Genomic DNA, 26,192 nt, shown 5'->3' with positions numbered 1-26,192 from the left:
TCAACTACAAGGAGTTTTACTATGCTTAAGTTCTTTTTTCACCACACGCCCAACCCAATGAAAGTGGCTCTGTTTCTTGAAGAAACGGGCTTGGACTTTCAACTTGTCCCGGTTGACACCTTAAAAGGCGATCAACACACTCCAGAGTTTCGTCTTATCAACCCCAATGGGAAAACCCCTGCGATTGAAGACGATGGTCAGCGTGTGTTTGATTCCAACGCGATTTTGATGTATCTGTCGGAAAAAACCGGTCAGTTAGGCGGTAAAGCGGAAGATAGAGCAGAGCTGCTGTCGTGGATGATGTTTATCGCCACGGGTCTTGGTCCGTATTCTGGTCAATGTGTTCACTTTCGACACGCCGCGCCTAAAGAAGGATTAGAGTACGCCGTAAACCGATACTTGCGTGAAGCGCAGCGTCATTACGAAGTACTCGATGCCCACCTTGAAGGCCGAGCGTTTATTGTCGGTGACGAATACACCATTGCCGATGTTGCTGCGTGGGGATGGATTGACAAAGCGCCGGTCGTACTCGGTGAAGAGGGCTTGGCGCCTTACCCAAATCTGGCGCGTTGGTTTGAATCAATCAATGAAAGGCCGGCTGCGAAGCGAGCCCGCGATATTGCCAAGGGGATTGAATTTAAAACCGAGTTTGACGAAGAAGCGCGTCGCGCCTTTTTCCCATCTAACTACCCAAAATCATAGTTGATGGCGTTATCTGACCAACCATGCCGCACCTGATGCGGCATGGTTGATTTACGCGTTAGTAAGGTAGGGGAGTTACTTTGTTTGGACTTGATGGAGATGCACATCGAGTTGTTTGAAAGGAATTTTGATTCCGTTCTCATCAAAAGCTTGCTTAATCGCTAAGTTCATATCCCAATATACAGCCCAATAGTCTTGGCGATTCACCCACGGGCGGGCAATGATTTCAATTGAAGAATCATTTAAGGCACTCACGCCGATTTTGACTGCTGGGTCAGAGTGTACTCGCGGATCACTTTCAATCACTTGCTTGATGACTTGTTGTGCCAGGTTCAAATCACATTGATAAGAGACGGCAAAAGTAAAATTAATTCTCCGAGTATCGAAGTGGGATACATTGGTGATCGGCTTTTTTAAAATGGATGAGTTCGGCACCACAATCAAGCGATTGTCACCGGTCTTTAACAAGGTCGAAAACACTTGAATGTTTTGTACAGTACCAGAAACGCCAGCGGCCTCGATAAAATCACCAGATTTAAACGGACGCAGAACAATAATCAAAATACCCGAGGCAAAATTGGCTAGCGAGCCTTTTAAAGCCAGTCCTACCGCTAAACTCGCCGCACCGAGTACCGCGATCACAGAGGCGGTATCGATACCGACCTTGCTCAAGACAGCGATCAGCACAAACGCCATCAAGCCGTAATAGGTAACATTGCGTACAAATCCACTGATGGTTTTGTCGACATTTTTTCGTTCTAACCAGTGGGCCAAGTGTTTAGTTAATAGTTTGGCAAGCAAATTACCAATAATAAAAATCACAACAGCAGCAATAATATTGATGCCGTAGTGAACAATTAAAGGGGCGCTATTGAGAAAAAAATCACTCGCCTGAGTTATCGGTGATTCGGTCATGTTTGTTCTCCTAACAAAGTCATACTCCATTATCAGAGATAATCGACTGAAATGACAACTATTATTCGTTTTAAAGCGCGATTATTCCCCCGTGAGTGACACAATGTGAGCCCGAGTTAAAACGTCAGTGTGTTTACTGACAAGAGTGTTACTCACGGTAGCCACTATTGCCCCGTTAATGAATGTTAGGGGCAGAGGGCTATTGCTTGATCTCGGCGAGAATATCGAGCGCCGTCAATCTATCTTGGTGATGATACATATCATTGGTAAACATGAGCTCGTCGATGGCAAGCGTGTTAAGCAATTGCTCAAGTTTGTGGCGAATACTGATAGGGCCACCACAGACATTGAGGCTTAAAAAGTCATCGACGAAAGCGCGCTCTTGTTCGGTCCATAAACCTTGCATCGAATCGACAGGCGGTTTTAACCACAAGCCTTCCCCGCGCAGCAAGGCCAAAATACGTTGCTTTTGTGTGCTGCTTAAATATTGTGCTTGTTGATCGGTTTGGGCGGCGACCAAGGGAAGTGCCACCATGACATAAGGCTTTGATAAGTGTTCCGAAGGCGTAAAATGTTGACGATACACATCGACCGCTTGGTATACATAGCGCGGAGCAAAATGGCCGGCAAAGGCATAAGGCAAGCCTTTTTTAGCCGCTAGCTTGGCACTAAATAGGCTAGAGCCCAGCAGCCATATCGGCACTTGACTATTTTCACCAGGGTAGGCACGAACGCTTTTCCCCGCTTGATGCGGGCCAAGTAAGGTCTGCAACTCGGTGACTTCTTGCTCAAAGCGGTCGGCTCGGCTTGGGTCACGGTTAAGAGCTTGGCTGGTCGAGGCATCGCTGCCCGGAGCACGGCCAAGGCCAAGATCAATGCGATTGGGGTGCAAGCTGTCGAGAGTGCCAAATTGTTCAGCGACGACCAAAGGGGCATGATTTGGCAGCATGATCCCGCCAGAGCCAACGCGAAGGTGCTCAGTGTGATTGGCAACGTGCCCAATCAGTACAGCAGTTGCTGAACTGGCGATACCTTGCATATTGTGGTGTTCGGCAAACCAAAATCGATGAAAGCCGAGCTGATCGGCGTGTTGGGCGTACTGAGTACTTTTTTTTAACGTGTCGGCAAAGTGTTCATCTTGGCGCATCGAAGACAGTTCAAGTAATGAAAAAGGGATGGTGTTGAGTGACGTCATAAAACCTAGCTGATGTTTAGCAAATAATATTGCAAGGTGTGAATGTGCATTGATGAGTAAAACTACCACGCTTACCCGATGAGAAAAACCCGCAAGAGAGGCATCAGTGTGTTGATAATTTAGCATGAACGCCGTCTGCTTTGGCGAGCAAATTGATTGTTGCCGGGGGCTTGGCGTAAACTGAGCGTTTTTATTATGGGGACAGTCATGCATATTGGTTTTGATTTTGGCACTGCGAATTGTTCAGTAGCAACCATGGTGGGTGATGTTGTACAACGGGTTGCTTTGTTTGAGCAGCAATCTTATATGGCTTCGGCATTGGTGGCGCCAAACCGTGAATCCGTGTCTGAATACTTATTTCGCCACCGCGGTATTTCGCCAACCACCCCTGCTGGCCAACGTCTATTAGCAAGGGCTATCGCATTCAACAAAGAAGAAGACTTACCGATTGGCCCTGATGATGTCGATTTTGGTTTGCGTGCTTTTGAGCAGTACCTTCAGGACCCTCAAGAGGTGTATTACGTTAAGTCCCCCAAATCTTTTTTAGGCGCGATGGGGCTGGGCGAATTGCAATTGGCTTTTTTTGAAGATTTGGTTTGTGCTTTGATGGATAAGATCAAAACACAAGCTGAACAGTCGCTAAAAAGTGACATTAAGCAAGTGGTGATTGGCCGCCCGATCAATTTTCAGGGCCGAGGTGGCGAAGAGTCTAATCGCCAGGCGGAGTCGATTTTACGTCAGGCGGCAACGCGTGTTGGCTTTCAACATATTGAATTTCAATACGAACCTGTCGCGGCCGGGTTAGAGTACGAAGCCAATTTAGAGCAGGATCAAATCGTATTAGTCGTGGATATTGGTGGCGGGACAACCGATTGTTCACTGTTAAAAATGGGCCCTTCATGGCGCCACTTAAATGACCGACAGGCTTGCCTACTTGCTCACAGCGGTCAACGAATTGGTGGCAATGACTTGGACATTCAGCTCGCTTTTAAGCAACTGATGCCGACGTTTGGCTATAAAAGCTTGATGGAAAGTGGCCTTGAAATGCCCAATACACAGTTTTGGAACCCGATTGCCATTAATGATATTAGTGCTCAAAAGCGTTTTTATGCTCGTGAAAACGAAAAGGATCTCAAAGCGCTCATCAAACAAGCCCAGTCGCCGGAAAAACTCAAGCGTTTGTTGGCCGTACATCGCGATACGCTGGGTTATCAATTGGTAAAATGCGCTGAGCAAGCAAAAATCGCCCTGTCTGCACAAAGTGACACAGCGCTTGAGTGTACGGTCAATGGCGAATCACTGAACGTGGCAGTGACTCAACAAAACGCTTTTTCTGCTTTGCAGACGCCGATACAAAAAATGGTGCAACTGGTCGATGAGGTTAGACTACAGGCCCAGCACAAACCGGATGTGGTGTTTATTACCGGCGGCTCAGCGCGTTCTCCTTTTGTTCGTCAAGCCATCGAAAAGGCCTTGCCAGGGGTGCCTTTGGTCAGTGGTGATGATTTAGGCTCCGTCACTTCAGGTCTGGCCCGCTGGGCTAAACACTGCTTTGAGTGAGGCGGTGCTCAAGTAAGAGAAAAAACGATCAGCGCGGCAGTACTCAGTTAATGACTGTCAGTAAATCACTTGGTTACGACCTTGGCGCTTAGCTTGATAAAGCTTTTGATCGGCAAGGTGCATCCAATGCTCGAAACCTTGTGCATTGACGTGTTTGCAGTGCTGAATACCGATACTGACCGTATAATTAATTGGTGGATCCTTGCGTTTTATTTTTTCACGCAGTTGCTCTGCCAGTATATAAGCGCTGAATTGATTGATGTCGGGATACCATACTAAAAACTCTTCGCCGCCTACTCGTGCCACCCAGGCTTGTTTGGTGAGAATCGTGTGGATGTGTTGTGATAAATTTTGAATGACTTTATCGCCAGTAGTATGGCCGTGGACATCATTGATTTGTTTAAAATGATCAATGTCGATCATCATAATCACTCCCGAGTTTTGCGGCGGCAGTTGGGCGACTCGCGCGGCCATTTCACGGCGATTAATACAGCCAGTAAGAGGGTCAGTGATGGCCATTTGGTGGAAACTTTTGGCCAGCAAAGCACGCCGGCAGAGAAAAACCAGACTGTAGCTAAGGCCTACTAATGTGGTAAACGTCAGCGAGCTTATCAAGAAGGCGTTATGTGTCACGTTTTGTAGGTCTTGAGTGATGTCTTTTTCTACGACCTGAGCCCCCATTAAATCGCCCATTTGCCATTGTTGCTCTGGGGGGAGTTGTTGAATGCGGTTGTGACAATCAATGCAGGTCTTGTCGATGGCGTAAAAAGGCCAATAGGTTCGATGTAGTGAGCGGTCGGAATATTCTAACCGCGAAGTGATAAGTCCTTCTTGATGCTGCTCTTCTATTTGCTGCATTTTGGCAAACATGTCTTGATCTTTGGGGCCGCGCTTGATTGCTCGGCCGTAAAGTCCGATGACTTCTGAGTGCAAAGCGCCGCCATACAATTTATCTAACTGAGCGAGTTGTAAAGCTTGGGTGCGAAACAGCGCCGGATTGGGCAAAATACCTGGTGCGTATTGCTGCTCAAAATTCGAATAAGCTCGAATAAACCCCTGCGTTAAATTGACGACTTGGCTGCCTTGTTTCGTGGCATTCTCAATAACTTTTAACTCGGCTTGATGGGCGGTGATCTGAAACATTAGCAGGGCACACACAGTGGCAACAAAGAAAATGACCAAATGGCAAAATTTCGTAAACACACTCGGTGGGTGCAGCGGGTGAAACTCAGGTTCCATTAACTCACTCTTTTTTAGCGGACAGTAGCCAGTATCGATAAGGGAAGGTACCGATTAATACGTGCCTTACCTTGATGGTATAGTAACTTTAGCTTGGTTGCTTTTGATGTGGTTAGCAAGCGGGCGAGATGTGTATTATGCAACATTGCTAGCGGTCTCTCATTTTATTAATAATGCGTGAAATCTCTTAATTTTATTCAGTGGAGAACGAGGTGAAGTTTTGGCCTGTCTCATTCGCAGTAAGGCAATTGTCTTCTGAGCGAACAGTGATACACTGAGAGCAAGTTTTTGATGTTCACAGGAAAAAAAGATGAACCCAATTATTGCTTTACTCAAAAAACATCAGGTCAGTGATGAGCAGATCCGCGAAGTATTTGAAACCTTGACTCAAAACCCTTTGGCGGCCATGGCAACCATTAGTCAGCTCGGCTTACCCGAAGAGGATCTCAAAGCCTTGATGGGGCAGGTGATGCAAAACCCAGCATTAATCAAACAAGCGGTTGACGAGCTTGGCCTCGACTTTTCTAAAGTGGAAGCCGCTCAGCAGAAAATGCAAAACCCGAACGCTTAATTCTTCTCAGCACGAAAGATAAAAAAAATCCCCAGCGCCTAAAGAGGGCTGGGGATTTTTTATGCGTCTAAAAGCGTTGTCATTTTAGAGATGTTTGTCGTGGTGAACAACGGGGGGCTTTATACCTTAAAACGACTCAGGTGACTGCGCAATCGACGGTTAACTTCAGAGACTTTTTCGGTGGACGCTAATACCTCTTGACCGCTTTGAGTTAAGTGCTCTGCAATTTCTTTGATGCGATTGATGTTGCGGCTCACCTCTTCGGTTACCGCTCTTTGCTCCTCGGCGGCGGTGGCAATATTGGCATTGGAGTCTTCTAAGCCTGCGACTTGAACATTAATATCGCTAATGGTGGTCAACGCGCTTTGCGTGGTCGATACCGTATTATCGAACTGACCACGGGTGCTGTCCATCATTGTCACTACATTAGTGGCCCCGTGGTTTAAGCTATCAAGCATCTGGCTGATTTCTTGTGTGCTGGTCTGCGTGCGAGCGGCCAAGGCGCGCACTTCATCAGCCACCACGGCAAAACCACGGCCGGCCTCTCCAGCTCGAGCCGCTTCAATTGCCGCGTTCAACGCCAGCAAGTTGGTTTGTTCAGAAATACCCTGAATAACATCTAAGACCTGTGTGATCTGCTGTGCTTCTTCATTCATGTGGTGCGCTTGCTCTGATGCTTTGGTCAGTTCATTTGACAAACTACCCATGTCGTCAGCGGTAGCCGAAATCGACTGATGTGAGCTATTGGCAAGGCCGGTTAGTATTTGAGCTAAGTCAGCACCCGCTTGAGCACCTTTGGCAACAGATTCCGCGGTTGAGCTCATTTCGGTAACCGCAGAGGCAACTTGCTCGGTTTCACTTTGGTGGTTAAGCAATACCGTATGATTGTTTTGAGCGACGGACTCAGCACCGTTTAAGCCGAGGTCTATTTGTTTTGACGCCGTGGCAATATCTGTCACCAAGGCCTGTAAGTGAGCAATGAACAAGTTAATGGAACGCGCGATAACGGCTAAGTCGTCGTGGCCTTTTTCCGGCAGGCGGCGCGTCAGGTCGGCGTCACCGGAAGACAGATCTTGAGTTAACTCTCTCAGGGCAACAATTGGGCGATAGAGTAATGTCATCACACCAAACATGAGCACGCCGCCAATGAGGATAGAGCCAAGAGTAAACCACAGGCTGTTAGACAACTCTTGGCGCAAGGTCGCATATAGCGCGTCTTTATCGACGGCAATCAGCATTTCAAAGGCGCGGTGGCCTGCTAAGGTAATGGAGCTGAAGTAACCAACTTTATTGACCCCAGACATTTGGTATTCCACTTGTCCTTGGTCGTCTTGTTTAATACGCTGCTCTAAGACCGAGAGCTTGGGATCATAGTCGCTTAAGGGCGAACCAATCTGCTGGGCAACTGGGCTGGCGAGCACGTTGAGGTTTTTGTCGAGCAAGATGGCATAACCGCCTTTAAAGTCGACGTTATTGGCCATGTTCAATAGGGTGTCTAGGCTCAGGTCGCCAACCAATACACCGAGTAACTGACCTTGCTTTCTTACGGCAATCGAGAGGCTGATCACCGGTTTTTGAGTCACGCTGTCGCGATAGATTTCGCTTAACTGAATACCAGCAGACTGAGTGGCTAATTGATACCAAGGCCGAGTACTTGGGTTTAGCTGAAACGGACGATAGGTTGACAACTTTCCTTCTGCGCTCACCAATGTCGACTGTCCCTGGACGGCGAAGGCGAGGTTGGTGAAGTCTAAACTGTTGTTGAGGTTTTGTAATAACGGTCCGATGGACGTTCTATCCTCTTGTTGTGCGACCCATTGGCTAAGGGTTTTTAAACTGGTGACATGTTGCTCTAGCCAGGTACTGACGGCGCGAGACTCGTAGTTTAATGTTGACTGGCCTAGCGTGGTAATTTGTTGGTCAATTAAGGCCTTTTTTGACTGATAACTCAATAGTGATGAGCAGATAAGCGCGGCGGCTAAAATGACTAAAGCGCATAGGTTTAAACGGGTTTTAAATCCAAATATCATGGTAAAGACTCAGTAATGCATAGTTAAGATGGGCTTGGTATGCCCCTTATCAAAAAGCAGAAAATCGGTTTCTAACAAGGGTCATGGGTTAAATGATGGACAAGGGGTTTCATAGAAGCGGCGGCATGATGGGCAATTTTAGGAGGAAAGTCAACACAATGTCAGAGGTGAAAGTGGCCGTCACGCTGATCAGCAGTCACGACCACATTGATAATCAAGTGAGCGAGTTCAACAGATAGGGCATTAGGGCACATTATGGCCTTTACTGGCCACCCATACGCGATACCATTGCTCGCGAGTTAATGTCAATTCAAGTGATTTAACCGCACTGCGAAGGCGATCAATTTTTCCAGACCCGACGATGGGTAATGGCTTGCCAGGAAGGCGCATTACCCAAGTATAAATGACTTGATCTATGCTCTCGGCACCGAGCTCTTCTTGCAGCTCGCACAATACCTTTCGAACTCGCTGGTGCTGCTTTGCTTGTCCCGAGAATATTTCCCCACCCGCCAAACATGACCATGCCATGGGACGAATGCGATGCTGCTGCAAGTAATCGAGCGTGCCATCATAGGCGCAGTCAATATGGAGTGGGTTAATTTCAATTTGGTTGGTGGCTAAAGGTGCGTCAAGGCGAGATTGAAGCAGTTCACATTGGCGAGCGGTAAAATTAGACACGCCAAAATGGGCGACTTTCCCTTGTTGTTTTAAATCACCAAAGGCCGTGGCGACTTCATCGGCATCCATTAACGCATCCGGGCGATGCAGCAGCAAGAGATCAAGGTGATCGACTTGTAAGCGCTGCAGGGACTGTTCGACAGAGGCAATAATATGCTCACGACTGGTGTCATAGTGATTAATTTTGCGTTGAGGAAAGTCAGGACGGGTTAGTTTAATGTCACACTTGGTGATAATTTGCATTTTATCACGCAAAGATGGCTCGAGTTTGATTGCTTCGCCAAACAGCTGCTCACAGCGGTAATCGCCATAGATATCGGCGTGATCGACACTGGTGATGCCTAATTCCAGGTGTTGTTTGATAAACCCAAGTCGCTGTTGCGGTGTCATGCCCCAATCGGCAAGGCGCCAATAGCCTTGAATAAATTCTGACAGGCTTGGGCCTTGAGGCGATGTTGTTATTTGATTGACCATAGTGACCTTAAAATGACGAGTTGATGGATGAGACTAGACAACTTGTCTATTGGTATCAATACCGTCAGTGAGAACCCTGAATCTGGCGCACACATTTCGTTAGGCTAAAAGCGAGAGTTGGGTTGCTGCAAAAAATCGATCTCTTGCTTTGTTGACGGCCGATTTAACAGCGCATTGCGATGTGGATAACGGCCAAAGCGATCAATAATTGCCTTGTGTTGCAATTCGTACTCGAGGTTGTGCTCAAGACCAAGCGATTCAAATAAAGGCACGGCCTCGCGGTGGATTTGCGCCGATTCACTATGCATGTAGGGCATATATAGAAACAACCGTTGAGCGGGCACTAGAGCTTGGTCAAATCCTTTTTCGATGGCCACTTGCGATAAAGTCAACGCCATAGTGTCATTAGCGAAGGCAGCGGCTTGATCGCGAAAGAGGTTGCGAGAAAATTGGTCGAGAATGATAATTTCTGCCAGTGCACCTTGTGCATTACGTCGCCAGGAGTGTAATTCACCAGCACTTGCTTGTCGGTGAAGGTCGCCAAAGCGCTGTTTAATAATGGCGTCAAATTCAGGGTCTTTTTGCCACCATTGCTTTGGCCTGGTTTGATTGAACCAAAAATCAAGGATTGAGTCAGGCATGTGTACCTCCAAATTCAATAAAGAACAGTCCACTAACATAACAAAATGAGTGAAAAACAATAAGGGGACACTCAATAAATGAGTTCAACAATAAGATGAGTGAAGAGAAGCCTCTAACATAGGTTTTCTGTCTTTGATAACCAACTCGAGTATGTTAATCCATGGGTGTCCTTTAAAAGCTCCCCGTTGTTTAAAGCACCATTGTTTAAAAGCGCAATGATCGCTGTGTTACGTTTAATGAGAGGAGTCAATGCCAAGCTTCTTCAGTTTTCGGTAAACGGTGTTGCGACTGATCCCTAGGGCTTGTGCCGTTTGGCTGATGTTTCCTTGTAAGCGATAATAGGTGGACAGCAGCGTTTGTTCAATGGTCGCTTTGAGCTCTGCGGAAACCTCATCGTTCTCCTGTCTATCATCAACGCGACAAGGCGTTAAGTTTTTAGAATGGTCAACGCGTAAGCGCTGCTTAAAGTCATCGACCAATTGGTCGAACCCTAGACAAGAGAGGCCTTTGCTCAGAAGTGAAGCCACTTTAATTGCGCTATCGAGCTCTCTGAGATTACCCGGCCAGGGGTAGCGGAGCAGGGTGTCCATTAACGGTTGATCAATACACTGTGATTTGTCGGCGTATTGACGATGAATCTTTTCAATAAGTGCTTGTTTGTCTTGTCTTTCTCTCAGAGGCGGTAAGGTTGCTTTAAAACCATTGATACGGAAATACAGGTCTTGGCGAAATCGCCCTTGTTTGACTAGCTCTGCTAAATTTTCCTGACTGGCGGTGATGAGGTAAATATCGACATCATGGCTGTGGTTAGAGCCTACGGGGATCACTTTTTTATCTTGTAATACATGCAGTAAGCGTGCTTGAGCCTCTAATGGCATATCGGCAATTTCATCGAGAAATAAGGTACCTTGATGGGAGGCCCGTATTTTGCCTTGATAACCTTTAGGATTAGCCCCTGTAAATGCGCCAGGGGCGTAGCCAAACAATTCCGCCTCGAGTAAATCTTTGGGTAGGGCGGAGCAATTGACGGCAATCAGCGGCTGTTGGCTGCGCTTTGAGTGTTGGTGGAGTTGTTTGACGAATTCATTTTTGCCTGCACCGGTTTCACCTTCAATCAAAATGGCAATGTCTTGGTCTATCAGTTGACAGGTTTGCTGCCAAGCTTGTTCGATGCGTGGCTCACCGTAATGAAGTGGGCAAGAGGGTACAAAAGGATCCGAGGTAAACGTCGTACTTGTGTTTGATTTGTTTTGCATTTGATAAACAAATCGATCTTGGCAAGAGGCGATCAAGGCATCAAGACTTTTGCCGATAAGTGGTGCTTGGTCGAGTAATTGCCCAGCCATCGCGTTGTGGGCAACAATCTTCCCATGCCTGTCGGCAACCGCGATGCCTTGCCACCCCGAACCTAAAATGGGTTGACTGAGTGCAAATTCAAGGCGAGTGTCTCCTTGCGGGTGACTGCACAACCATTCATTTTCGATCATTTTGACCATCGCTTGAATCAGCGCGGGGGTATCGCTTTGGTGTATTTGTTGTTCGCTGGTGATATCTAAAATTGCGATGAGATTGTGTTGATGATCGAAAATAGGGCAAGCCGAGCAACTGATAAAATGGTGGTGGTCAATAAAGTGTTGGTTTCCGATCACCGTGATGGGGCTCTTTTCGATTAATGCGGTGCCAATGGCATTAGTCCCTTTGAGGTTCTCCTGCCAACAGACGCCGCTTTCAAGCGCTATGGCTGCAAACTTGTTGGCAAAGCGCCGCTCCCCCCACTCTGAAACAATGACGCCTTGATGATCCGTTAAGATTAGCCGACTTTTTGTGCGAGAAAAGTGTTGTTCAAATAAAGGCACGGCGAAGCGAGTTGAGATATCAATCAAATGTGCCAACTGTTGTTTTCTTTCTTCGAGTTGAACTCGGTCTAAACGCCATTCCTCCCCTTCGTGGTGCTGGAGTAACCCCGCTTGCTTACTGCGATGCCATGACGTGTCTAACCAGTGTAAGTTGTGATTCAGTGTCGGCTGTTTCATTGTGCCACCTTGTTACAGTGTGGGTGTGTCAAATTGGCACACTTTATCGTCATTGTGTGTGTATTGGCGTTCAAATGAGTGAGTACGCAACAGTTGTAAATCAAATGTAATCATAATATTAAATGTCCGCATTGGCAAGTTTGCTTGCTTTGGCTTGCCTTTTGCCTATTCAACGGGTGCAGTCAAATGAACTGTGAAAAATCCATAATAAAAACAGACTAATAACAATACCGTGTCACACGTCATAAAAGGAACGAGTTATGATTTATGCCCAACCCGGAACCCCAGATTCAAACATCACCTTTAAGTCACGCTACCAAAACTACATTGGCGGGGAGTGGATTGAACCTTCGCAAGGTGAATACTTCGATAATCTTTGCCCAGTCAATGGTGAAATCTTTTGCCAAGTTGCCCGTTCGACACAAGAAGACATTGATCTCGCGCTCGACGCAGCACACCGTGCAAAATCTCAGTGGGCGGCAACCAGTGTCGCTGAGCGCTCTAATGTGTTGCTGAAAATTGCCGACCGCATAGAAGCGAACCTAGAAGAGCTTGCCGTGGTTGAAACCTGGGAAAATGGCAAACCCATTCGCGAGACACTGAATGCGGACTTGCCATTGGTTGTCGATCATTTTCGTTATTTCGCCGGTTGCATGCGGGCTCAGCAAGGCAGCGCTTCAGAGTTAGATGTCAATACAGCGGCTTACCATTTTCCTGAGCCGGTTGGCGTGGTTGGGCAAATTATCCCGTGGAATTTTCCCTTGCTAATGGCGGCATGGAAATTAGCCCCAGCGATAGCGGCTGGATGCTGTGTGGTATTAAAACCGGCCGAGCAAACTCCAGTATCGATATTGGTATTAATGGAAAAAATTGGCGATTTGATTCCCCCTGGCGTCGTTAATGTGGTCAATGGCTTTGGCGCAGAAGCCGGCCAAGCATTGGCACAAAGTGAGCGTATTGCCAAGTTGGCGTTTACGGGGTCGACCCAAGTCGGGCAGCATATTTTGAAATGCGCAGCGGCCAACTTAATTCCATCAACAGTGGAATTAGGTGGTAAGTCTCCCAACATTTATTTTGCCGATATTTTTGATCATGAAGATGCCTATTTAGATAAATGCGTAGAAGGTTTATTGCTGGGCTTTTTTAATCAAGGAGAGGTGTGTACCTGTCCATCGCGGGTGTTGGTACAAGAGTCAGTGTATGAGAAATTCATTGAGCGAGTGATTGAGCGAGCGAAAACCATTAAGCAAGGCAACCCAATGGATACCGACACACAAGTGGGCGCTCAAGCTTCATTGGAACAATTTGAGAAAATCCTCTCCTACCTCAACATTGGTCGTCAAGAGGGCGCGCAAGTCTTGTTTGGTGGCGAAGCGGCGCAGGGCGAATCGAGCGTGGGGAACGGTTATTACGTTCAACCAACCTTGCTCAAAGGCACCAACGATATGCGCGTGTTCCAAGAGGAAATTTTTGGCCCTGTTGTGGCAATCACCACGTTTAAAGATGAAGCTGAGGCGTTACAGCTGGCCAACGATACCGAGTATGGTCTTGGGGCTGGGTTGTGGACACGCGACATTAACCGTGCTTATCGAATGGGACGCGCTATTGAGGCGGGGCGTATTTGGGTAAATTGCTATCACATGTACCCAGCTCACGCCGCGTTTGGTGGCTATAAAAAATCGGGGATTGGCCGTGAAACCCATAAAATGATGCTTGATCATTATCAAAACACCAAAAACTTGCTGGTAAGTTATGATGTCAATCCATTGGGCTTTTTTTGATACGTGTAATAACCATCACTGACAATGTAATATTGGCTGTAAGTAAAAGCCGCTGAATCTTCAGCGGCTTGGTTTGGCAAAGTCGAGTTTTCGCGCAAGTTTGTAGGGGCGGTTACGTTTGGGCGTGTTTATATGTGCGTCGCCAGAGCCATAGGTCAATCAAGACAAATCCAGCTAAGCTCACGCCAAGTACAGGTAAAGCCAATGCGAGCACAGTGGTTATGATCGCAATGATCGCCTTGTCTTTGCGTGGCAAAGGTTGCCAACTGAGGATAAGGTATTGCTGATTACTTGTCTTGGTTGGGCGTCGTTGCCACCACATTTTATAGCCCAAAATGATCATCCAGCACAAACAGAGGCCAAAAGTGGCCAAGATCAATTGATTGAGCAGACCAAACAGTACCCCCATATGCGCATCGATTCCCCAGCGAATGAGTTTCGCAACGAGGGGGTAATCGGAAAAATCGGCGCGACTGGTGATCGTTTGACGATCTAAATCGATAGCGACACTGTCGACTTGTGATGGCCAGCTGCGATCAATTTCCCTCACTAACCACGCTCTGTCGCTGGCGCTTGGCGGTTTTATCTCCACTTTGTCAGCGTCAATCCCTCCTTGGCGTGCAATGGTCAGTACTGCATCAAAATCACGTGCGGTAAAGACATGTTTTGACACCGTTGACTGTGCAATCTCATGATGATGAGGGTTATTCTCGGTCATGTTGTTTGAATTGAGTGTTAATGATACCGATGGTGTCACCCAGCCCAGCGTTTGTCGCCACTGGCCAATATTGCCACCCGCCCATTTTGACCATGTCAGACCGGTTGCAGAGAAAAAGACCAAACCGACGAATAATAGTAGGCCTAAACGTTGATGGCGTCTTTTGTACCGATATCTCGCATTGGGCCTTTTGGGGGTGGGTTGCTTACGGCTCGACATCCACAGTATTGCTCCGCCCAGTGCGACGACCCATAACCACGAAGCGGCAAGTTCACTGTAAATACGACCGGGTTCACCCAATAAAAGGTTGCGGTGCAGGTAATCTAATGTGATGCGAAAGGGCAAAATACCACTGGTGCCGTAGGTGGGCAGATCGCCGCGCACCTCAAGCGATACGGGGTCAATGAATAGGGTGCGCAGTTCCCAGCCATAATTGTTGGGATCTTGAAACATGACTCGCGTTGTCTGGCCTGGCGCCTTTGCGGGTCGAACGGCGCTCAGCGGTAATGGCGATTGGAGGCTGGCTTTGGCCGCGTTGATTTGTTGTTCAAGTCCGTGCGCCTGACCTTGGCTCTCGGTCGTCAGCTCATGGTGATAAAGAATCTTTTCAATTGGTGGGCTGAGCACGTATAGGGTGCCAGACAAGGCGGCAATAAAGATGAACGGGCCGACAAAGAGGCCGATATAAAAATGCAATCGCTTGATAAACGAAATAAGCGGTGTTGAGAACACGATAAATTTTCCTGTTAAGTCAGTAAAGAGTAATGACGAGATTCGCCAGCTTTTAGAGTTGCCTGCTTAACGGGTGGCGCGCGAGCAAAGTGGGTTATCAGCCTGCGACTCATTCGCGCTCGAGGTAAGGCTTTTCCAATAAGATGGAGCAAGACCAATTGGCAGTGAATTGGAGTTATGTTGAAGGGGACGTCAGCACTCAAATGCGCCCAAAAAGCGCAGTAATCACACCAATTTTGCTTCAATGATGAATTATGAGAGTGGTGTCGATGGTGCGTATGTTGACTGTGTGAAATGGGCACAGAAGACGAATGTAAATAGCCCGATTGATAGAAAGAAACCAGCGGCGCAATATAGATAAAGGCAATGGTGAGCAAAGCCAGCAAGCTAGCTGCACGCAAAAACCTATCGTCATTGGGGTGAATATATGGCATTGCGCAAAGGGCTTGAATAAATGGGGCGTTACATTATCACATTTTCATTGACACTGATAAGATTAAATACGTGTAAAAACATGAGCGTAAGGTGACAAAGCCGCTGAAAAAGCTCATGATGGCAAGATGAGTCCTCATTGTGATGCAATTATGAAACGGCAAAATAGTAGCCTCAGTATTCTTTTTAAACTTCAACGTTTTATTGCGCCTTATCAATGGCGTGTGGCGGCGGCGTTGTTCGCACTGATGGCCACAGCGAGTCTGACTTTATCCGTGGGTTATGGCGTCCGAATGCTGATCGATGAAGGTTTTTCACAGCAATCCTTGCCAGAGCTCACCAGTGCAATTGAATTTATTATGCTGGTCATTTTATTGATTGCCGTCGGGACCTTTTTTCGCTTTTATTTGGTCTCTTCGGTTGGAGAGCGAGTGAGCGCAGACATTCGCCTAGCGGTGTTTAATCATGTGATTACCTTGCATCCGAGTTATTTTGAAACCCACAGCAGCGGCGATATTATGGCGCGGCTGACCACGGATACGACCTTGTTGCAAAGTATTATCGGCTCGTCCTTTTCAATGGCAATGCGCAGCGCTTTGATGTGCCTGGGCGCCATTGTTATGCTGTTCGCCACCAATATCAAACTGACGATGATCGTGTTGGTTGCCGTGCCGTTTGTGTTAGTGCCGATTTTGGTTTACGGGCGAAAAGTTCGCGCGCTGTCGCGTTTGAGCCAGGACTCGATGGCGGATGTGGGACGCTATGCGGGAGAAGCGATTGAACACATCAAAACCGTGCAAAGTTTTGGCGCCCAACACAATGAAAAAAAAGCCTTTGAACACCATGTTGAACACGCGTTTGAGCTGGGAAAAAAACGGGTTAAACAGCGGGCGATTTTAATCACTGGGGTGATTGTTATTGTGTTTACTGCTATTGCCGGCATGTTGTGGGTTGGCGGTCGAGATGTCATTTTGGGGGCGATGTCTGCGGGAGAATTGGGCTCGTTTGTCTTTTATGCCATTATGGCGGCCACATCGATGGCGACCATTTCTGAGGTGCTGGGTGAATTACAACGCGCGGCGGGTGCGACGGAAAGGTTGATTGAAATACTCGAGGTAAAAAGTGATATCAAAGGGCCAAGTGAGCCTTTATCAATAAGTGAATTCGAGGCTGAGATAGCGTTTGAACAGATTGATTTTAACTACCCTTCACGGCCAGGCCAGCCAGCGATCAGACAACTCACACTACGGGCACAAAAAGGTCAGGTACTTGCTTTGGTTGGACCGTCTGGCGCTGGGAAAACCACCCTGTTTGAATTATTGCAGCGTTTTTATGATCCTTTGCATGGGCAGGTGCTCTATGGCGGCCAAGATATTCGCCAATTCTCGCCTTGCGATCTCCGAGACCAAATGGCCATCGTGCCACAACAACCGGCTTTGTTTAGCCAAGATGTGATGCACAACATTCGCTATGGCAACCCAGAAGCGAGCGATGAGCAAGTGATTGTCGCTGCCAAAAAAGCCCATGCTCATGAGTTTATTGAAAAGCTGCCTCAAGGTTATCATAGCTTTTTAGGCGAGCGAGGCGTTCGCCTTTCTGGTGGTCAAAAGCAGCGCATTGCCATTGCGCGCGCGATTTTAAAAGACCCTAAGGTGCTATTGCTCGATGAGGCAACCAGTGCTCTAGACAGTGAAAGTGAATACTATGTGCAACAAGCCCTCGAGGCGCTCATGCGAGGGCGTACGACGCTGATCATTGCTCATCGTTTGTCGACAATTCAACACGCCGATAAGATAGCAGTGCTCGAGGAGGGCGAGTTGGTTGATGTCGGTACACACCTCACCTTATTGCAAAGCTGCGAACTTTATCAAAGGTTAGTGTCCTTGCAGTTTTCTGCTCAAAATAAATGAGATTAACCGCTTTTCGTCAGCCTTTAAGGAAAATGAGTCCATGACAAGTCAGGAATCCTCGTCGGCGAACAATGCCGATGACGTTATCTCCCCAAAGCAGTATCGGTCGAACTTATGGCGTTTGACATTGGCGCAAGCTTTATCTGGTGCCAGTGCGGTGATCGTGTTTGCCACCGGGGCCATTGTTGGTCATGATTTGGCGCCTTCTGCCGTATTGGCAACGCTGCCTATTTCTGTTTTCGTCGTTGGTATGGCGGCATGCGTTTTCCCTACAGGAGAGATTGCACGTTGCTATGGCCGCCGAACCGCGTTTGTGGTTGGCTCTTTGGTTGGGGTATTAACGGGATTATTGGCAATGGCGGCAGTGTTGCTAGGCTCGTTTTGGCTATTTTGTTTGGCGACGTTTTTTGGCGGTGCGTATGCATCGGTGGTGATGTCATTTCGATTTGCAGCGACCGATGGTTTACCTGCTAAAAAGCGTCCTCAAGCTTTGTCACTTGTGATGGCGGGCGGTATTGTGGCGGGTGTGATTGGCCCACAATTGGTCACTCATACCATGCAGCTGTGGCCATCACAGAGGTTTGCCGCGACGTTTTTGGCTCAAGCACTTGTCGCCTTGTTGGCGGGAGGGATTTTGTTTGGTGTTGACTCGCCAAAACCACTCAAACAGCATGTGGTGATGAGTCGTCCTTTGGCGGAAATTGCTTTACAGCCTCGATTTATTTGTGCGGTGATTTGTGGCGCGGCGTCTTACACTATTATGAACTTTTTGATGACGGCAGCGCCATTGGCGATGCATCTTCATGGCCATAGTCAAGCGTCTGCGAATTCAGGCATTCAATGGCATGTGATTGCCATGTACGCGCCGAGCTTTTTTACCGGAAAATTGATCAGTCGTTTTGGCGCCACCGCAATATCAGCATTGGGAATTGTGTTGACCGGAGTTTCAGCAATCGTTGGCTTATTGGGTAACGACGTTGGGCACTTTTGGGGTCTGCTGATTTTGCTCGGGGTAGGTTGGAACTTTGGCTTTTTAGGGGCTTCTGCGCTGGTGTTGGAATGCCACCAACCAGAAGAGAAGAACCGAGTGCAATCGTTAAATGATTTTATTATTTTTGCTTTGATGGCGATAGGGTCGTTTTCGTCTGGTGGTTTGTTAAGTGCTTATGGTTGGCATTCGGTGTTGTTGGTGTCGTTAGTCCCTCTTGTGATTGCCATTGTGACCCTAAAATTGGCAAGCGGCAGAGCGTAATATGTAGGACACCCAAGAAAAATATGTAGGACACCCAAAAATATGTAGGACACCCAATGAATATCCCTAAAATATTGGTGGGTGCCCTTGGCTTAATTTTGAAATGGTTTTTGATAATCATCGGTTAGGTGAGGGTTACCTACTTTTATATATACTGTCGCGCCTAGTTTTCCCGCTTTAACGATTTGTTGCTCGCTGCTGGCCAAACGTAACCAGCTCCCTTTTGGATACTCAATGTGATTGAAAATAACACTACCTGATAAAACAAAGATCTCACACATTGGCTGTGTTGCTTGACAGTTAAACAAGGTTTCGCCGTCAGTAAGACGCTGTAATGAAGTGGTTTCTTGATTATCTTGGTAGAGAGGGCAAATTGCACGCCCCTTGTCATGCGTCCAGTTGCTTTGGTCTTGAGTATCAATGCCTACGGTGGTGCTATTACTGTCCTGCATTTGCCATAGTTTAACGAAAATTGTCGCTCCATCAATGCTACTTGGTGCATGGGAAGTACCAGGGGGATTTCTTAAATACCAGCCTTTGGGGAAGTCACCGGATTGATCTGAAAATGTTCCAGATAAGACTAAGATCTCTTCTCCTCCTGGGTGGAAATGCGTTGGAAATTCGGAGTTTGTGGCGTAACGAACAATGCTCGTTGCCCTAGCTTTTTCATCACCAATTCTATCTAGCATTACGCGCTCAACCCCAGCTTGTGGCGAAGGCACCCACTGGTATTGGTCGTCTTTGAGTGTTGCGGTAAGCGAAAAGTCGGTATTGATTTGCATAGGGGTACTCTGGTTAATCACGTCAAAAAAAATTAACTGATCTTACTTTCGATGAAAAGCTTTCAGGCATGGTAAGCCTAATGAGGATATACAGGAAGGATATACAGGACACCCAGTTAAATTCCCAATGATTGATTCAGTAATCGTCTGAAGTAGCTTCATGAGTGTCCTTATTTCCTTCTCATTCACACTTTCTGGCGAGATCATTATGAACTCAAAAGGGTGGTTGCTTTTTACACAACCACTGGAGGGAGTTAGCTGGCTTTGGATGAGACTTGAAATTGATCGATTAGAGAATTGAGCTTTAGCGCCGACAGACCCATACGAGAGGCGCGATGTTGCAAAGCGCGAATGGAACGGCGCATTTGCTCAGTGGCAGCGCCCATTTCTTGTACTGTGTTAGCATTGGTTTTGTTGCTTTCATTCATTCCGAGCATGGTATTAAAAATGGACTCGACTAATTGATAAAGCTGTTCATCACTTGAATTAGATTGTTCACTCGCCTGTAAATTTTTATCCACTTCTTCGGCGCCTTGCTCCATAAAATTCACTGCTTGACGTGTTTCAAGTTGGATATTTTCTAACATGGTACGAATCTCCTCGGCAGCAAGCGCCGTTTTTGATGCAAGGTTGCGTACTTCATCTGCGACAACGGAAAACCCACGTCCGTGTTCGCCCGCTCTGGCGGCTTCGATCGCGGCATTTAGAGCCAATAAATTCGTTTGATTGGTTATGTCTGAAATAGTGGTGATAATACCGGCAATTTCATTGGTCTTCTCATTGAGAGATTGTACCGAGTTGGCACTGGTGCGAACCACATCACGGATCTCTTGAGTTCCTACTTTGGCTTCTTTGAGCCTTGCTCTTGTTTGGGCGACAACATTATCCATAGTGTCTTTAAGTGATTGAGCTGTTTGTGATGCGGTATTGACTTGTTCCATCTGCTGTTGAAAGACGGTGAGCATGCTTTCAACTGCGCCGTCGAGATATTGTGATGCCTGGTGCGCCTCATCATTGGTGCGGATCATAAAATCATTAGAGCGCTTCACATTACCACTGGCCGTGATGACATTGCCAATGGTGCTATCTAAGTTGTCAATAAAACTGTTCATCCATCGACTGAGATCACCGATTTCATCATTGGGAAAATGATCATCCAGCCTTTGGGTTAAGTTACCTTCACCTTCAGCGATGGTTTGCACTACATCGGTCATTTTATTTAGGTTTGTACTTATTTTTTTTGTACTCAATTGGTTAAATAAAATGCTGCTCAATGATAACCCTGTTAAGGCTGCCATTCCGATTAATAAAGGCGACCAGTTAGTGTAACTATGTAAGCCAGCTGTAATAAGAAGAGGAAAACTGGCCGCGGCTAAAAAGTGTTTGGTTAGCGTTAAATTGATTGAGCGGCGGCGGTAAACTTCTTCGAGATCCGCTTCACACATGATCCCCCAAGTGTCAGGGCAACCCTTCAACTTAAATGTCACCCCCTTACCGATAACAGGAATGTGACGGTAGTCTGAATAACCTGGGTAAGTGACAAATAGGTTTTGCCCTTGCTTGATGGTCTCTCGTACCCCTGGATGCAGTTCTTTAGTTGCAGGATCGGTAAAGCGAATTTCAAGTTCAGTGTGATCTTTTATTGTAACGTCTCCCCATGGTGTTAGGACACCACTTTTGAGGTTATCACCATGACTAAAAGTGTCATCTTCGAAGCGAGAGCGGGAAAGGGCGGTACCAGGTAATATTGTCTTATCGAATTGGGCATCGACCATAAATAAGTAATTATCCCCCGATTCTTTAAAGATGTGTCCTGCTTCTCTTTGAATTATGTCACCAAGTACATCATTAGGTATTCGAGCACAGACTGCTCCGACACTCTCGCCATTTTTTTTGATTGGCAAGTAAAACATGAGGGTGACAGCGTCGTGAAATGTTGAGCTTGACGGGCCGATGGTTAATGTTTCTGGATCGACATAAGGCCCGTGTAAGAACGCATCGCTAAGGCCTAATTGAACAGCCTTATCAGGCAAATCGGTTTTGTTGATGCGTGATGAGTGAGTTGAGTTGAGAACTTTTCCTTGTTGGTCAATAACAAAATATTCTGATACATCGGCAACACGTTTTTTTCTTTCAAGTAAATAATCTTGCTCAATGAACGGGAACTGTTGCTCTACTTGCTCTAAAAGGACATGTAATTGTGACCATTGATTATTTACCCAAGCATCAAGCAATTTAACGCGTGTAGCGGCGATACTTTCAAAGGTTTTTTCTATGGCGGGATAGATTTTTTTATTTAAGTAACACGATTTCAATAAAGAAAGTTTGTTTGAGTTTCCAAACCAAGGCAACCAATGTTTTTCTTGATAGGAAAGCGACATCTGATGGCTTTTTAAAATCATTCTTTTGTATAACTCCATTTATACTTTATATCAGTGTTTAACACGGCTTGAAATGTGATAAATATCACTTAATATAACAAGAAAATTTTTTATTTGTATTATTTAAAGTCAATTTAGTTTGAAAGTTTAAAAATAGCTATCAGTGAAGATGAATGAACTAGTTCTTAAGATGAAGTCTAGTTATTTATAAAGTTAAAAAACGCCACTAATGATAGTTTTAACATTAATATGTAGCGCTTTTAGAGATTTTGGTTCATAAAAATTGAGCTGTTTACCAAGAAAACATACAAAGATATACAAGATACTCAATCAAATTTCTAAAGCATTAAATGACTGTCCCTAGTTTTTTTGAAAAATTTGGGCAAGTAATAATTGGACTTCAAAGCTCAAAATTTGACAACTACGAAGAGTAAGTCTAATTTTAAAATACTGTATAAATTACCAGTTTTGGTGTGTTTATGACTCAAGCGCGTTCATCACTTATTTCATTGTCAGATACCGCTTATTACCATTGTATTTCCCGATGTGTGAGAAGGGCTTATTTGTGTGGGCAAGACGACTATAGCGGTCGTGATTTTGAGCATCGCCGAGTTTGGTTGATCGAACGACTTCGCTTATTAACACAAGTTTTTTCGATTGATATCTGTGCCTACGCAATCATGTCTAATCACTATCATTTGGTACTTCATGTCGATGAAAACCAAGCGAAAAGTTGGTCTGATAAAGAGGTTGTTGAGCGCTGGAGTGTTCTTTATACATTGCCCGTCTTGGTGTCACATTGGTTAAAAAATGAATTGATGGATGACTCAGAACTCGTAAAAGTATCTGAGGTCATAGCAGTATGGCGACAGCGGTTGATGGATATTTCCTGGTTTATGCGCAATATTAACGAATTTATCGCTCGTCAAGCTAACAAAGAAGATCAGTGTACTGGGCGGTTTTGGGAGGGGCGATTTAAATCTCAAGCCTTGTTGGATGAACGCGCACTACTTACATGTATGGCGTATGTCGAACTTAACCCCGTCCGAGCGGGCATGGCGAAGACATTGCAAGACTCTGAATTTACTTCTCTCTACGAACGTATTCATGGTAAAGCCTGTGATGATGATAATGGGGCGGGGCAAATCGCTGAACTTGTTGAGAAGCCTTTGTTTGGTTTTTTAGGTGCTCAGTCTCAAGCAAAAGCAAGTAAACCAGACACGTTACAGGGTATTGAATTTTCATTGTTAGATTATATCGCCTTGGTTGAGCACATAGGCCAGATTCTTCAGCGAGATAAAATCGGATATCTCTGCTCAAAAGCCCCCTGCCTTCTTAAGAAATTAGGGTTGTATAATGAGCAATGTCATCGTTTTTGTGCTCAGTTTGGTAGACACTTTAGCTGTGCGGTTGGCGGAGTAGATGAACTCAGAGAGTATGCAAAGAATACCGATCGTAACTAGGTGAGGCAGTACGCTTATTAGTCCGGGCTATTTGTATCGGTTAATGCCATTGTAACTGAGAGGGTCATTCAAGTATCTAATGATGAGATTAACAACTTTCAATGCTCTGGGAAATGTGTCTTGACTTGCCCAATTTATCCCCTTCGAGCGAGTGTCCTCATTAATAATACCCTTTGATATTTTTAGTTCGGGAATGACTGATTTATCTTCCTTCACCGATTTAGATGAGTGTCTACTGCTTTCTTTTCGAGTTAAAAGCGAGAGTTTGGCTGATTTGATGGATGTCTACAATATATTCTTGATTAAATACATGGGTGTCTTAAAGAATGTTCTAAACACCGAATACAAAAAAAGCCTGACTCACTAGAATCAGGCTTTTCGAATGTGGCGGAGAGATAGGGATTTGAACCCTAGAACCGCTATTAACGGTTGCCGGTTTTCAAGACCGGTGCTTTCGACCACTCAGCCATCTCTCCAATGGCGTGAATAATACCACGCTGATTTGACTTGTAAAGGGCAGTTTGAATCAAGTGGATGTTTTTCAAACACTTTGTCATAAAAAACTGCCGATGAGGCCATTATTGGCTCTTGGTATAAAAGCGTTGTAGTTCCGTTAACCCTTGCATCAACAAACTGAGTTTAGGGTTGTCATCTTTAAGGCGATGATAGTCTTGATCATAGAGCTTATAATTGCCAAATTTATCGACGACTGTGGTGTCTGAATCCGTGATTAGGGCAATTTCACGCTCGTCACCAGCTAAAATCCAGTTGCGACGATTTTCGTTAAATAAATTTCGGCCACTGCTGTAATCACTGGTTTTGGTTGAAACGCCCAATAGATCCTGCATCAAGGTAACTGAGAAATCCAAATGACTGGTTTTGCTGTCAAACTGAGCCGCTAAACGCCCTGGCCAATGAATGATCATCGGTACTTCTAGTTGGTAACGACTGTAATTTGAATTTGCTCCCCAACTGTTGGTATTGGTCTCATTAAATTCATTGCCGTGGTTGGAAGTAAAGACCACAATGGTATCGTTGAGCAATTCTTTTTCTTGCAGGGTGTCAATAATGGTCTTCACACGTTGATCGGCGGCCGTGACAGACTCATCGTAACTGGCTTTCATTTTGTCACTTGCCGACATCGATGAATGATGCGTACTGTAGCGATCAAAATTTTCGACTGTAGTCACTTCTAAAAAACTAAACCAAGGCTGTTTCACCGTAGTTAACCAGTTCTGCCATGCCTCAATACCTTTTTGCGAAGAGGGTTTGCGCTCTTGTAATTGCTGAGCCAAGTTAAAGTGGCGGAAAATGACTTCACTGTAGAGTTCATCATTAAAGGCATTGCCACTAAATAAACCAAATTTATACCCCATGTCTTCAAGGGTTGTTAACAACAGCGGCGCAGAACCCTGAGCTTTAATACTGCTGGCATAACTGGTGGGTAAGCCATAAAACAAGCCGAACATACCAAGCTGATCATTACTTGAACTATAGTGGTGCTTGAACTGAAGGTTTTCATCAGCGAAGGCAGATAAGTTTGGCATGGTTTGCGGGTTAACGCGATCGGCTCTTAGGTTGTTAATACTGACAACCATCACATTGAGTTTGTTTACTCGGCGATTGAACTGCAATGGCTCCAGCGGATAGCGAACCAGTTCGACCTGATTTTTATTTTCTTCAAGGCGCTTTAAATATTCTTCTCTGTCCAATAAACCGTGTTTTTCCATAAAGCTTTTGGCTGTCATCGGGTAGGACAGAGGGAAATTGGCACGTTGGCTGGTGATGGGGTTATAAAAATACGCATCAGCCCAAATGTAAATAAGATGGCTGGCGATAAAGCACAAGAAAAACACGGCAGCAATTGGCCGGCCGATGTGTTTTCGTGACAGTTTTCGTTGCGAGCGCCACACCCATTCTGACAATGCCAGCTCAACTAAAAAAATGAGCGGTAAAACAACGAATAAATGTTGTAAATCACTACTGATAGAAGAAGGGGTGTCGCCAAATAACAGCTCCCACACCACAGGGGTTAAATGCAGGTTTATCAACTGGTAAGCTTGAGTGTCGACCAGTAGCAGGGTTAAACCTACAGTGGTAAAACAAACGGAGAATAGCCTCAATAGCTTACGCGAGGGCAGAGCAAAAGTTAGCGGAAACAGCACTAACAAATACAACGAAAAAACCAAAAAGCCAAAGTGACCTACCCACGAAACAGCCAAATAAAGCTGACCGAGGGCCGTTTCTGGCCAAGGGGATTGCGTAATGTATCGGGTCCCGATCAGCATTGCCGCAATGATGTTGAAAAAAGCAAACCAATGTCCCCAGCCTACCAGGCGAGACACTCTTTCTCCATATGAGGTTTTTTCACTATCTACCATGGATAAATTCTATTGTCCGTTTGAGGTTGAACTTACTTATCTTCTAAAGAAGAGGTCAGCGCTTGCGCAAATTTCTCTGCTAACGCATAGCGTTGAGAAGCTGCAACATTTGTATTGAGAACATTGGTGGCTAAATTACCGGCGATCATCAAGGTTAATTCAGCAGAAGCACCGTGTTTTTCAAGTACTAGACCTACTTCAGTTAGGATTTGTTCAACTTGTTGGTCAGTGTATTTTGATGTAATTGGCATAAAGACTCTAATAATGATAGTAAAAGCGACTTATGATACCCTACATCACCTATGAACTTAAACCTTGAAG

20 protein-coding genes and 1 tRNA gene are annotated in these 26,192 nt (G+C 45.9%); 7 read left to right on the top strand and 14 right to left on the bottom strand.

Annotated features, from left to right (window positions below):
• The first annotated feature begins 21 nt into the window (after positions 1-21).
• Positions 22-702, top strand: coding sequence for a glutathione S-transferase family protein (locus tag AB0763_RS08820; RefSeq protein ID WP_306100383.1), 681 nt, complete (start codon positions 22-24; stop codon positions 700-702).
• Positions 703-777: 75 nt separating this feature from the next.
• Here AB0763_RS08820 and AB0763_RS08815 read toward each other — a convergent pair whose 3' ends face one another.
• Together AB0763_RS08815 and AB0763_RS08810 are read right to left on the bottom strand one after the other, a co-directional pair.
• Complete coding sequence (locus tag AB0763_RS08815; RefSeq protein WP_306100382.1) at positions 778-1,617, bottom strand: mechanosensitive ion channel family protein; 840 nt, start codon at positions 1,615-1,617, stop codon at positions 778-780.
• A gap of 199 nt (positions 1,618-1,816) precedes the next feature.
• A complete protein-coding gene (locus AB0763_RS08810; protein ID WP_306100381.1) occupies positions 1,817-2,938 on the bottom strand; it encodes an LLM class flavin-dependent oxidoreductase in 1,122 nt (373 codons plus the stop codon).
• A gap of 81 nt (positions 2,939-3,019) precedes the next feature.
• Between AB0763_RS08810 and yegD the strand changes: the two genes are divergently transcribed.
• The gene (gene yegD, locus AB0763_RS08805; RefSeq protein ID WP_306100380.1) at positions 3,020-4,372 is read left to right on the top strand and encodes a molecular chaperone; all 1,353 of its coding nucleotides are present in this window, start codon (positions 3,020-3,022) and stop codon (positions 4,370-4,372) included.
• A gap of 57 nt (positions 4,373-4,429) precedes the next feature.
• On the opposite strand, the gene AB0763_RS08800 is transcribed toward yegD, so the two are convergent.
• The gene (locus AB0763_RS08800; protein ID WP_306100379.1) at positions 4,430-5,611 is read right to left on the bottom strand and encodes a GGDEF domain-containing protein; all 1,182 of its coding nucleotides are present in this window, start codon (positions 5,609-5,611) and stop codon (positions 4,430-4,432) included.
• Positions 5,612-5,921: 310 nt separating this feature from the next.
• Between AB0763_RS08800 and AB0763_RS08795 the strand changes: the two genes are divergently transcribed.
• Positions 5,922-6,182: a DUF2999 family protein gene (locus AB0763_RS08795; protein WP_306100378.1), complete on the top strand. Its 261-nt coding sequence runs from the start codon at positions 5,922-5,924 to the stop codon at positions 6,180-6,182.
• 119 nt (positions 6,183-6,301) lie between these two features.
• Here AB0763_RS08795 and AB0763_RS08790 read toward each other — a convergent pair whose 3' ends face one another.
• The 4 genes from AB0763_RS08790 to AB0763_RS08775 all read right to left on the bottom strand — a co-directional run bounded on the left by AB0763_RS08790 (position 6,302) and on the right by AB0763_RS08775 (position 12,039).
• The gene (locus AB0763_RS08790) at positions 6,302-8,212 is read right to left on the bottom strand and encodes a methyl-accepting chemotaxis protein (RefSeq protein ID WP_306100377.1); all 1,911 of its coding nucleotides are present in this window, start codon (positions 8,210-8,212) and stop codon (positions 6,302-6,304) included.
• A 243-nt stretch (positions 8,213-8,455) separates the two neighbouring features.
• The gene (locus AB0763_RS08785) at positions 8,456-9,364 is read right to left on the bottom strand and encodes an aldo/keto reductase family oxidoreductase (protein WP_306100376.1); all 909 of its coding nucleotides are present in this window, start codon (positions 9,362-9,364) and stop codon (positions 8,456-8,458) included.
• A 104-nt stretch (positions 9,365-9,468) separates the two neighbouring features.
• Positions 9,469-10,005, bottom strand: a complete 537-nt coding sequence (locus tag AB0763_RS08780; RefSeq protein ID WP_306100375.1) for a DUF924 family protein — start codon at positions 10,003-10,005, stop codon at positions 9,469-9,471.
• Positions 10,006-10,239: 234 nt separating this feature from the next.
• Entirely contained in the window at positions 10,240-12,039 is a 1,800-nt protein-coding gene (locus AB0763_RS08775) for a sigma-54-dependent Fis family transcriptional regulator (RefSeq protein ID WP_306100374.1), read from the bottom strand.
• Positions 12,040-12,299: 260 nt separating this feature from the next.
• Here AB0763_RS08775 and AB0763_RS08770 point away from each other — a divergent pair, with 260 nt between their 5' ends.
• The gene (locus AB0763_RS08770) at positions 12,300-13,820 is read left to right on the top strand and encodes an aldehyde dehydrogenase family protein (protein WP_306100373.1); all 1,521 of its coding nucleotides are present in this window, start codon (positions 12,300-12,302) and stop codon (positions 13,818-13,820) included.
• 112 nt (positions 13,821-13,932) lie between these two features.
• On the opposite strand, the gene AB0763_RS08765 is transcribed toward AB0763_RS08770, so the two are convergent.
• Positions 13,933-15,270: a PepSY domain-containing protein gene (locus AB0763_RS08765; RefSeq protein WP_306100372.1), complete on the bottom strand. Its 1,338-nt coding sequence runs from the start codon at positions 15,268-15,270 to the stop codon at positions 13,933-13,935.
• A gap of 14 nt (positions 15,271-15,284) precedes the next feature.
• Positions 15,285-15,704, bottom strand: coding sequence for a DUF2946 family protein (locus tag AB0763_RS08760; protein ID WP_368643020.1), 420 nt, complete (start codon positions 15,702-15,704; stop codon positions 15,285-15,287).
• Between the two features lie 150 nt (positions 15,705-15,854).
• Between AB0763_RS08760 and AB0763_RS08755 the strand changes: the two genes are divergently transcribed.
• Both AB0763_RS08755 and AB0763_RS08750 read left to right on the top strand, forming a co-directional pair.
• Positions 15,855-17,612: an ABC transporter transmembrane domain-containing protein gene (locus AB0763_RS08755; RefSeq protein ID WP_306100371.1), complete on the top strand. Its 1,758-nt coding sequence runs from the start codon at positions 15,855-15,857 to the stop codon at positions 17,610-17,612.
• Positions 17,613-17,652: 40 nt separating this feature from the next.
• The gene (locus AB0763_RS08750) at positions 17,653-18,864 is read left to right on the top strand and encodes an MFS transporter (RefSeq protein ID WP_306100370.1); all 1,212 of its coding nucleotides are present in this window, start codon (positions 17,653-17,655) and stop codon (positions 18,862-18,864) included.
• 92 nt (positions 18,865-18,956) lie between these two features.
• Here AB0763_RS08750 and AB0763_RS08745 read toward each other — a convergent pair whose 3' ends face one another.
• Complete coding sequence (locus AB0763_RS08745) at positions 18,957-19,646, bottom strand: cupin domain-containing protein (protein WP_306100369.1); 690 nt, start codon at positions 19,644-19,646, stop codon at positions 18,957-18,959.
• A gap of 254 nt (positions 19,647-19,900) precedes the next feature.
• Positions 19,901-22,048, bottom strand: a complete 2,148-nt coding sequence (locus AB0763_RS08740) for a methyl-accepting chemotaxis protein (protein ID WP_306100368.1) — start codon at positions 22,046-22,048, stop codon at positions 19,901-19,903.
• A gap of 458 nt (positions 22,049-22,506) precedes the next feature.
• On the opposite strand from AB0763_RS08740, the gene AB0763_RS08735 reads away from it, so the two are divergent.
• Positions 22,507-23,490, top strand: a complete 984-nt coding sequence (locus AB0763_RS08735) for a transposase (RefSeq protein WP_306100367.1) — start codon at positions 22,507-22,509, stop codon at positions 23,488-23,490.
• A gap of 385 nt (positions 23,491-23,875) precedes the next feature.
• Here AB0763_RS08735 and AB0763_RS08730 read toward each other — a convergent pair.
• The 3 genes from AB0763_RS08730 to AB0763_RS08720 all read right to left on the bottom strand — a co-directional run bounded on the left by AB0763_RS08730 (position 23,876) and on the right by AB0763_RS08720 (position 26,122).
• A tRNA-Ser gene (locus tag AB0763_RS08730) sits at positions 23,876-23,966 on the bottom strand.
• A 102-nt stretch (positions 23,967-24,068) separates the two neighbouring features.
• Positions 24,069-25,871 carry a DUF3413 domain-containing protein gene (locus tag AB0763_RS08725; protein ID WP_306100366.1) on the bottom strand — a complete coding sequence of 601 codons (1,803 nt, stop codon included), beginning with the start codon at positions 25,869-25,871 and terminating at the stop codon, positions 24,069-24,071.
• Between the two features lie 32 nt (positions 25,872-25,903).
• A complete protein-coding gene (locus tag AB0763_RS08720) occupies positions 25,904-26,122 on the bottom strand; it encodes a YejL family protein (RefSeq protein WP_306100365.1) in 219 nt (72 codons plus the stop codon).
• Positions 26,123-26,192: the final 70 nt, after the last annotated feature.

It is taken from the genome of Vibrio sp. HB236076 (genome assembly GCF_040957575.1).
GTDB lineage: Bacteria > Pseudomonadota > Gammaproteobacteria > Enterobacterales > Vibrionaceae > Vibrio.
This window is presented reverse-complemented; position numbering and strand designations above follow the sequence as displayed.

Excerpts from the sequence above, each read along its gene's own strand:
- AB0763_RS08820 (WP_306100383.1), top strand. The coding sequence starts at position 22 with ATGCTTAAGTTCTTTTTTCACCACACGCCCAACCCAATGAAAGTGGCT.
- AB0763_RS08815 (WP_306100382.1), bottom strand. The coding sequence starts at position 1,617 with ATGACCGAATCACCGATAACTCAGGCGAGTGATTTTTTTCTCAATAGC.
- AB0763_RS08810 (WP_306100381.1), bottom strand. The coding sequence starts at position 2,938 with ATGCTAAATTATCAACACACTGATGCCTCTCTTGCGGGTTTTTCTCAT.
- yegD (WP_306100380.1), top strand. The coding sequence starts at position 3,020 with ATGCATATTGGTTTTGATTTTGGCACTGCGAATTGTTCAGTAGCAACC.
- AB0763_RS08800 (WP_306100379.1), bottom strand. The coding sequence starts at position 5,611 with ATGGAACCTGAGTTTCACCCGCTGCACCCACCGAGTGTGTTTACGAAA.
- AB0763_RS08795 (WP_306100378.1), top strand. The coding sequence starts at position 5,922 with ATGAACCCAATTATTGCTTTACTCAAAAAACATCAGGTCAGTGATGAG.
- AB0763_RS08790 (WP_306100377.1), bottom strand. The coding sequence starts at position 8,212 with ATGATATTTGGATTTAAAACCCGTTTAAACCTATGCGCTTTAGTCATT.
- AB0763_RS08785 (WP_306100376.1), bottom strand. The coding sequence starts at position 9,364 with ATGGTCAATCAAATAACAACATCGCCTCAAGGCCCAAGCCTGTCAGAA.
- AB0763_RS08780 (WP_306100375.1), bottom strand. The coding sequence starts at position 10,005 with ATGCCTGACTCAATCCTTGATTTTTGGTTCAATCAAACCAGGCCAAAG.
- AB0763_RS08775 (WP_306100374.1), bottom strand. The coding sequence starts at position 12,039 with ATGAAACAGCCGACACTGAATCACAACTTACACTGGTTAGACACGTCA.
- AB0763_RS08770 (WP_306100373.1), top strand. The coding sequence starts at position 12,300 with ATGATTTATGCCCAACCCGGAACCCCAGATTCAAACATCACCTTTAAG.
- AB0763_RS08760 (WP_368643020.1), bottom strand. The coding sequence starts at position 15,704 with ATGCCATATATTCACCCCAATGACGATAGGTTTTTGCGTGCAGCTAGC.
- AB0763_RS08755 (WP_306100371.1), top strand. The coding sequence starts at position 15,855 with ATGAAACGGCAAAATAGTAGCCTCAGTATTCTTTTTAAACTTCAACGT.
- AB0763_RS08750 (WP_306100370.1), top strand. The coding sequence starts at position 17,653 with ATGACAAGTCAGGAATCCTCGTCGGCGAACAATGCCGATGACGTTATC.
- AB0763_RS08745 (WP_306100369.1), bottom strand. The coding sequence starts at position 19,646 with ATGCAAATCAATACCGACTTTTCGCTTACCGCAACACTCAAAGACGAC.
- AB0763_RS08740 (WP_306100368.1), bottom strand. The coding sequence starts at position 22,048 with ATGATTTTAAAAAGCCATCAGATGTCGCTTTCCTATCAAGAAAAACAT.
- AB0763_RS08735 (WP_306100367.1), top strand. The coding sequence starts at position 22,507 with ATGACTCAAGCGCGTTCATCACTTATTTCATTGTCAGATACCGCTTAT.
- AB0763_RS08725 (WP_306100366.1), bottom strand. The coding sequence starts at position 25,871 with ATGGTAGATAGTGAAAAAACCTCATATGGAGAAAGAGTGTCTCGCCTG.
- AB0763_RS08720 (WP_306100365.1), bottom strand. The coding sequence starts at position 26,122 with ATGCCAATTACATCAAAATACACTGACCAACAAGTTGAACAAATCCTA.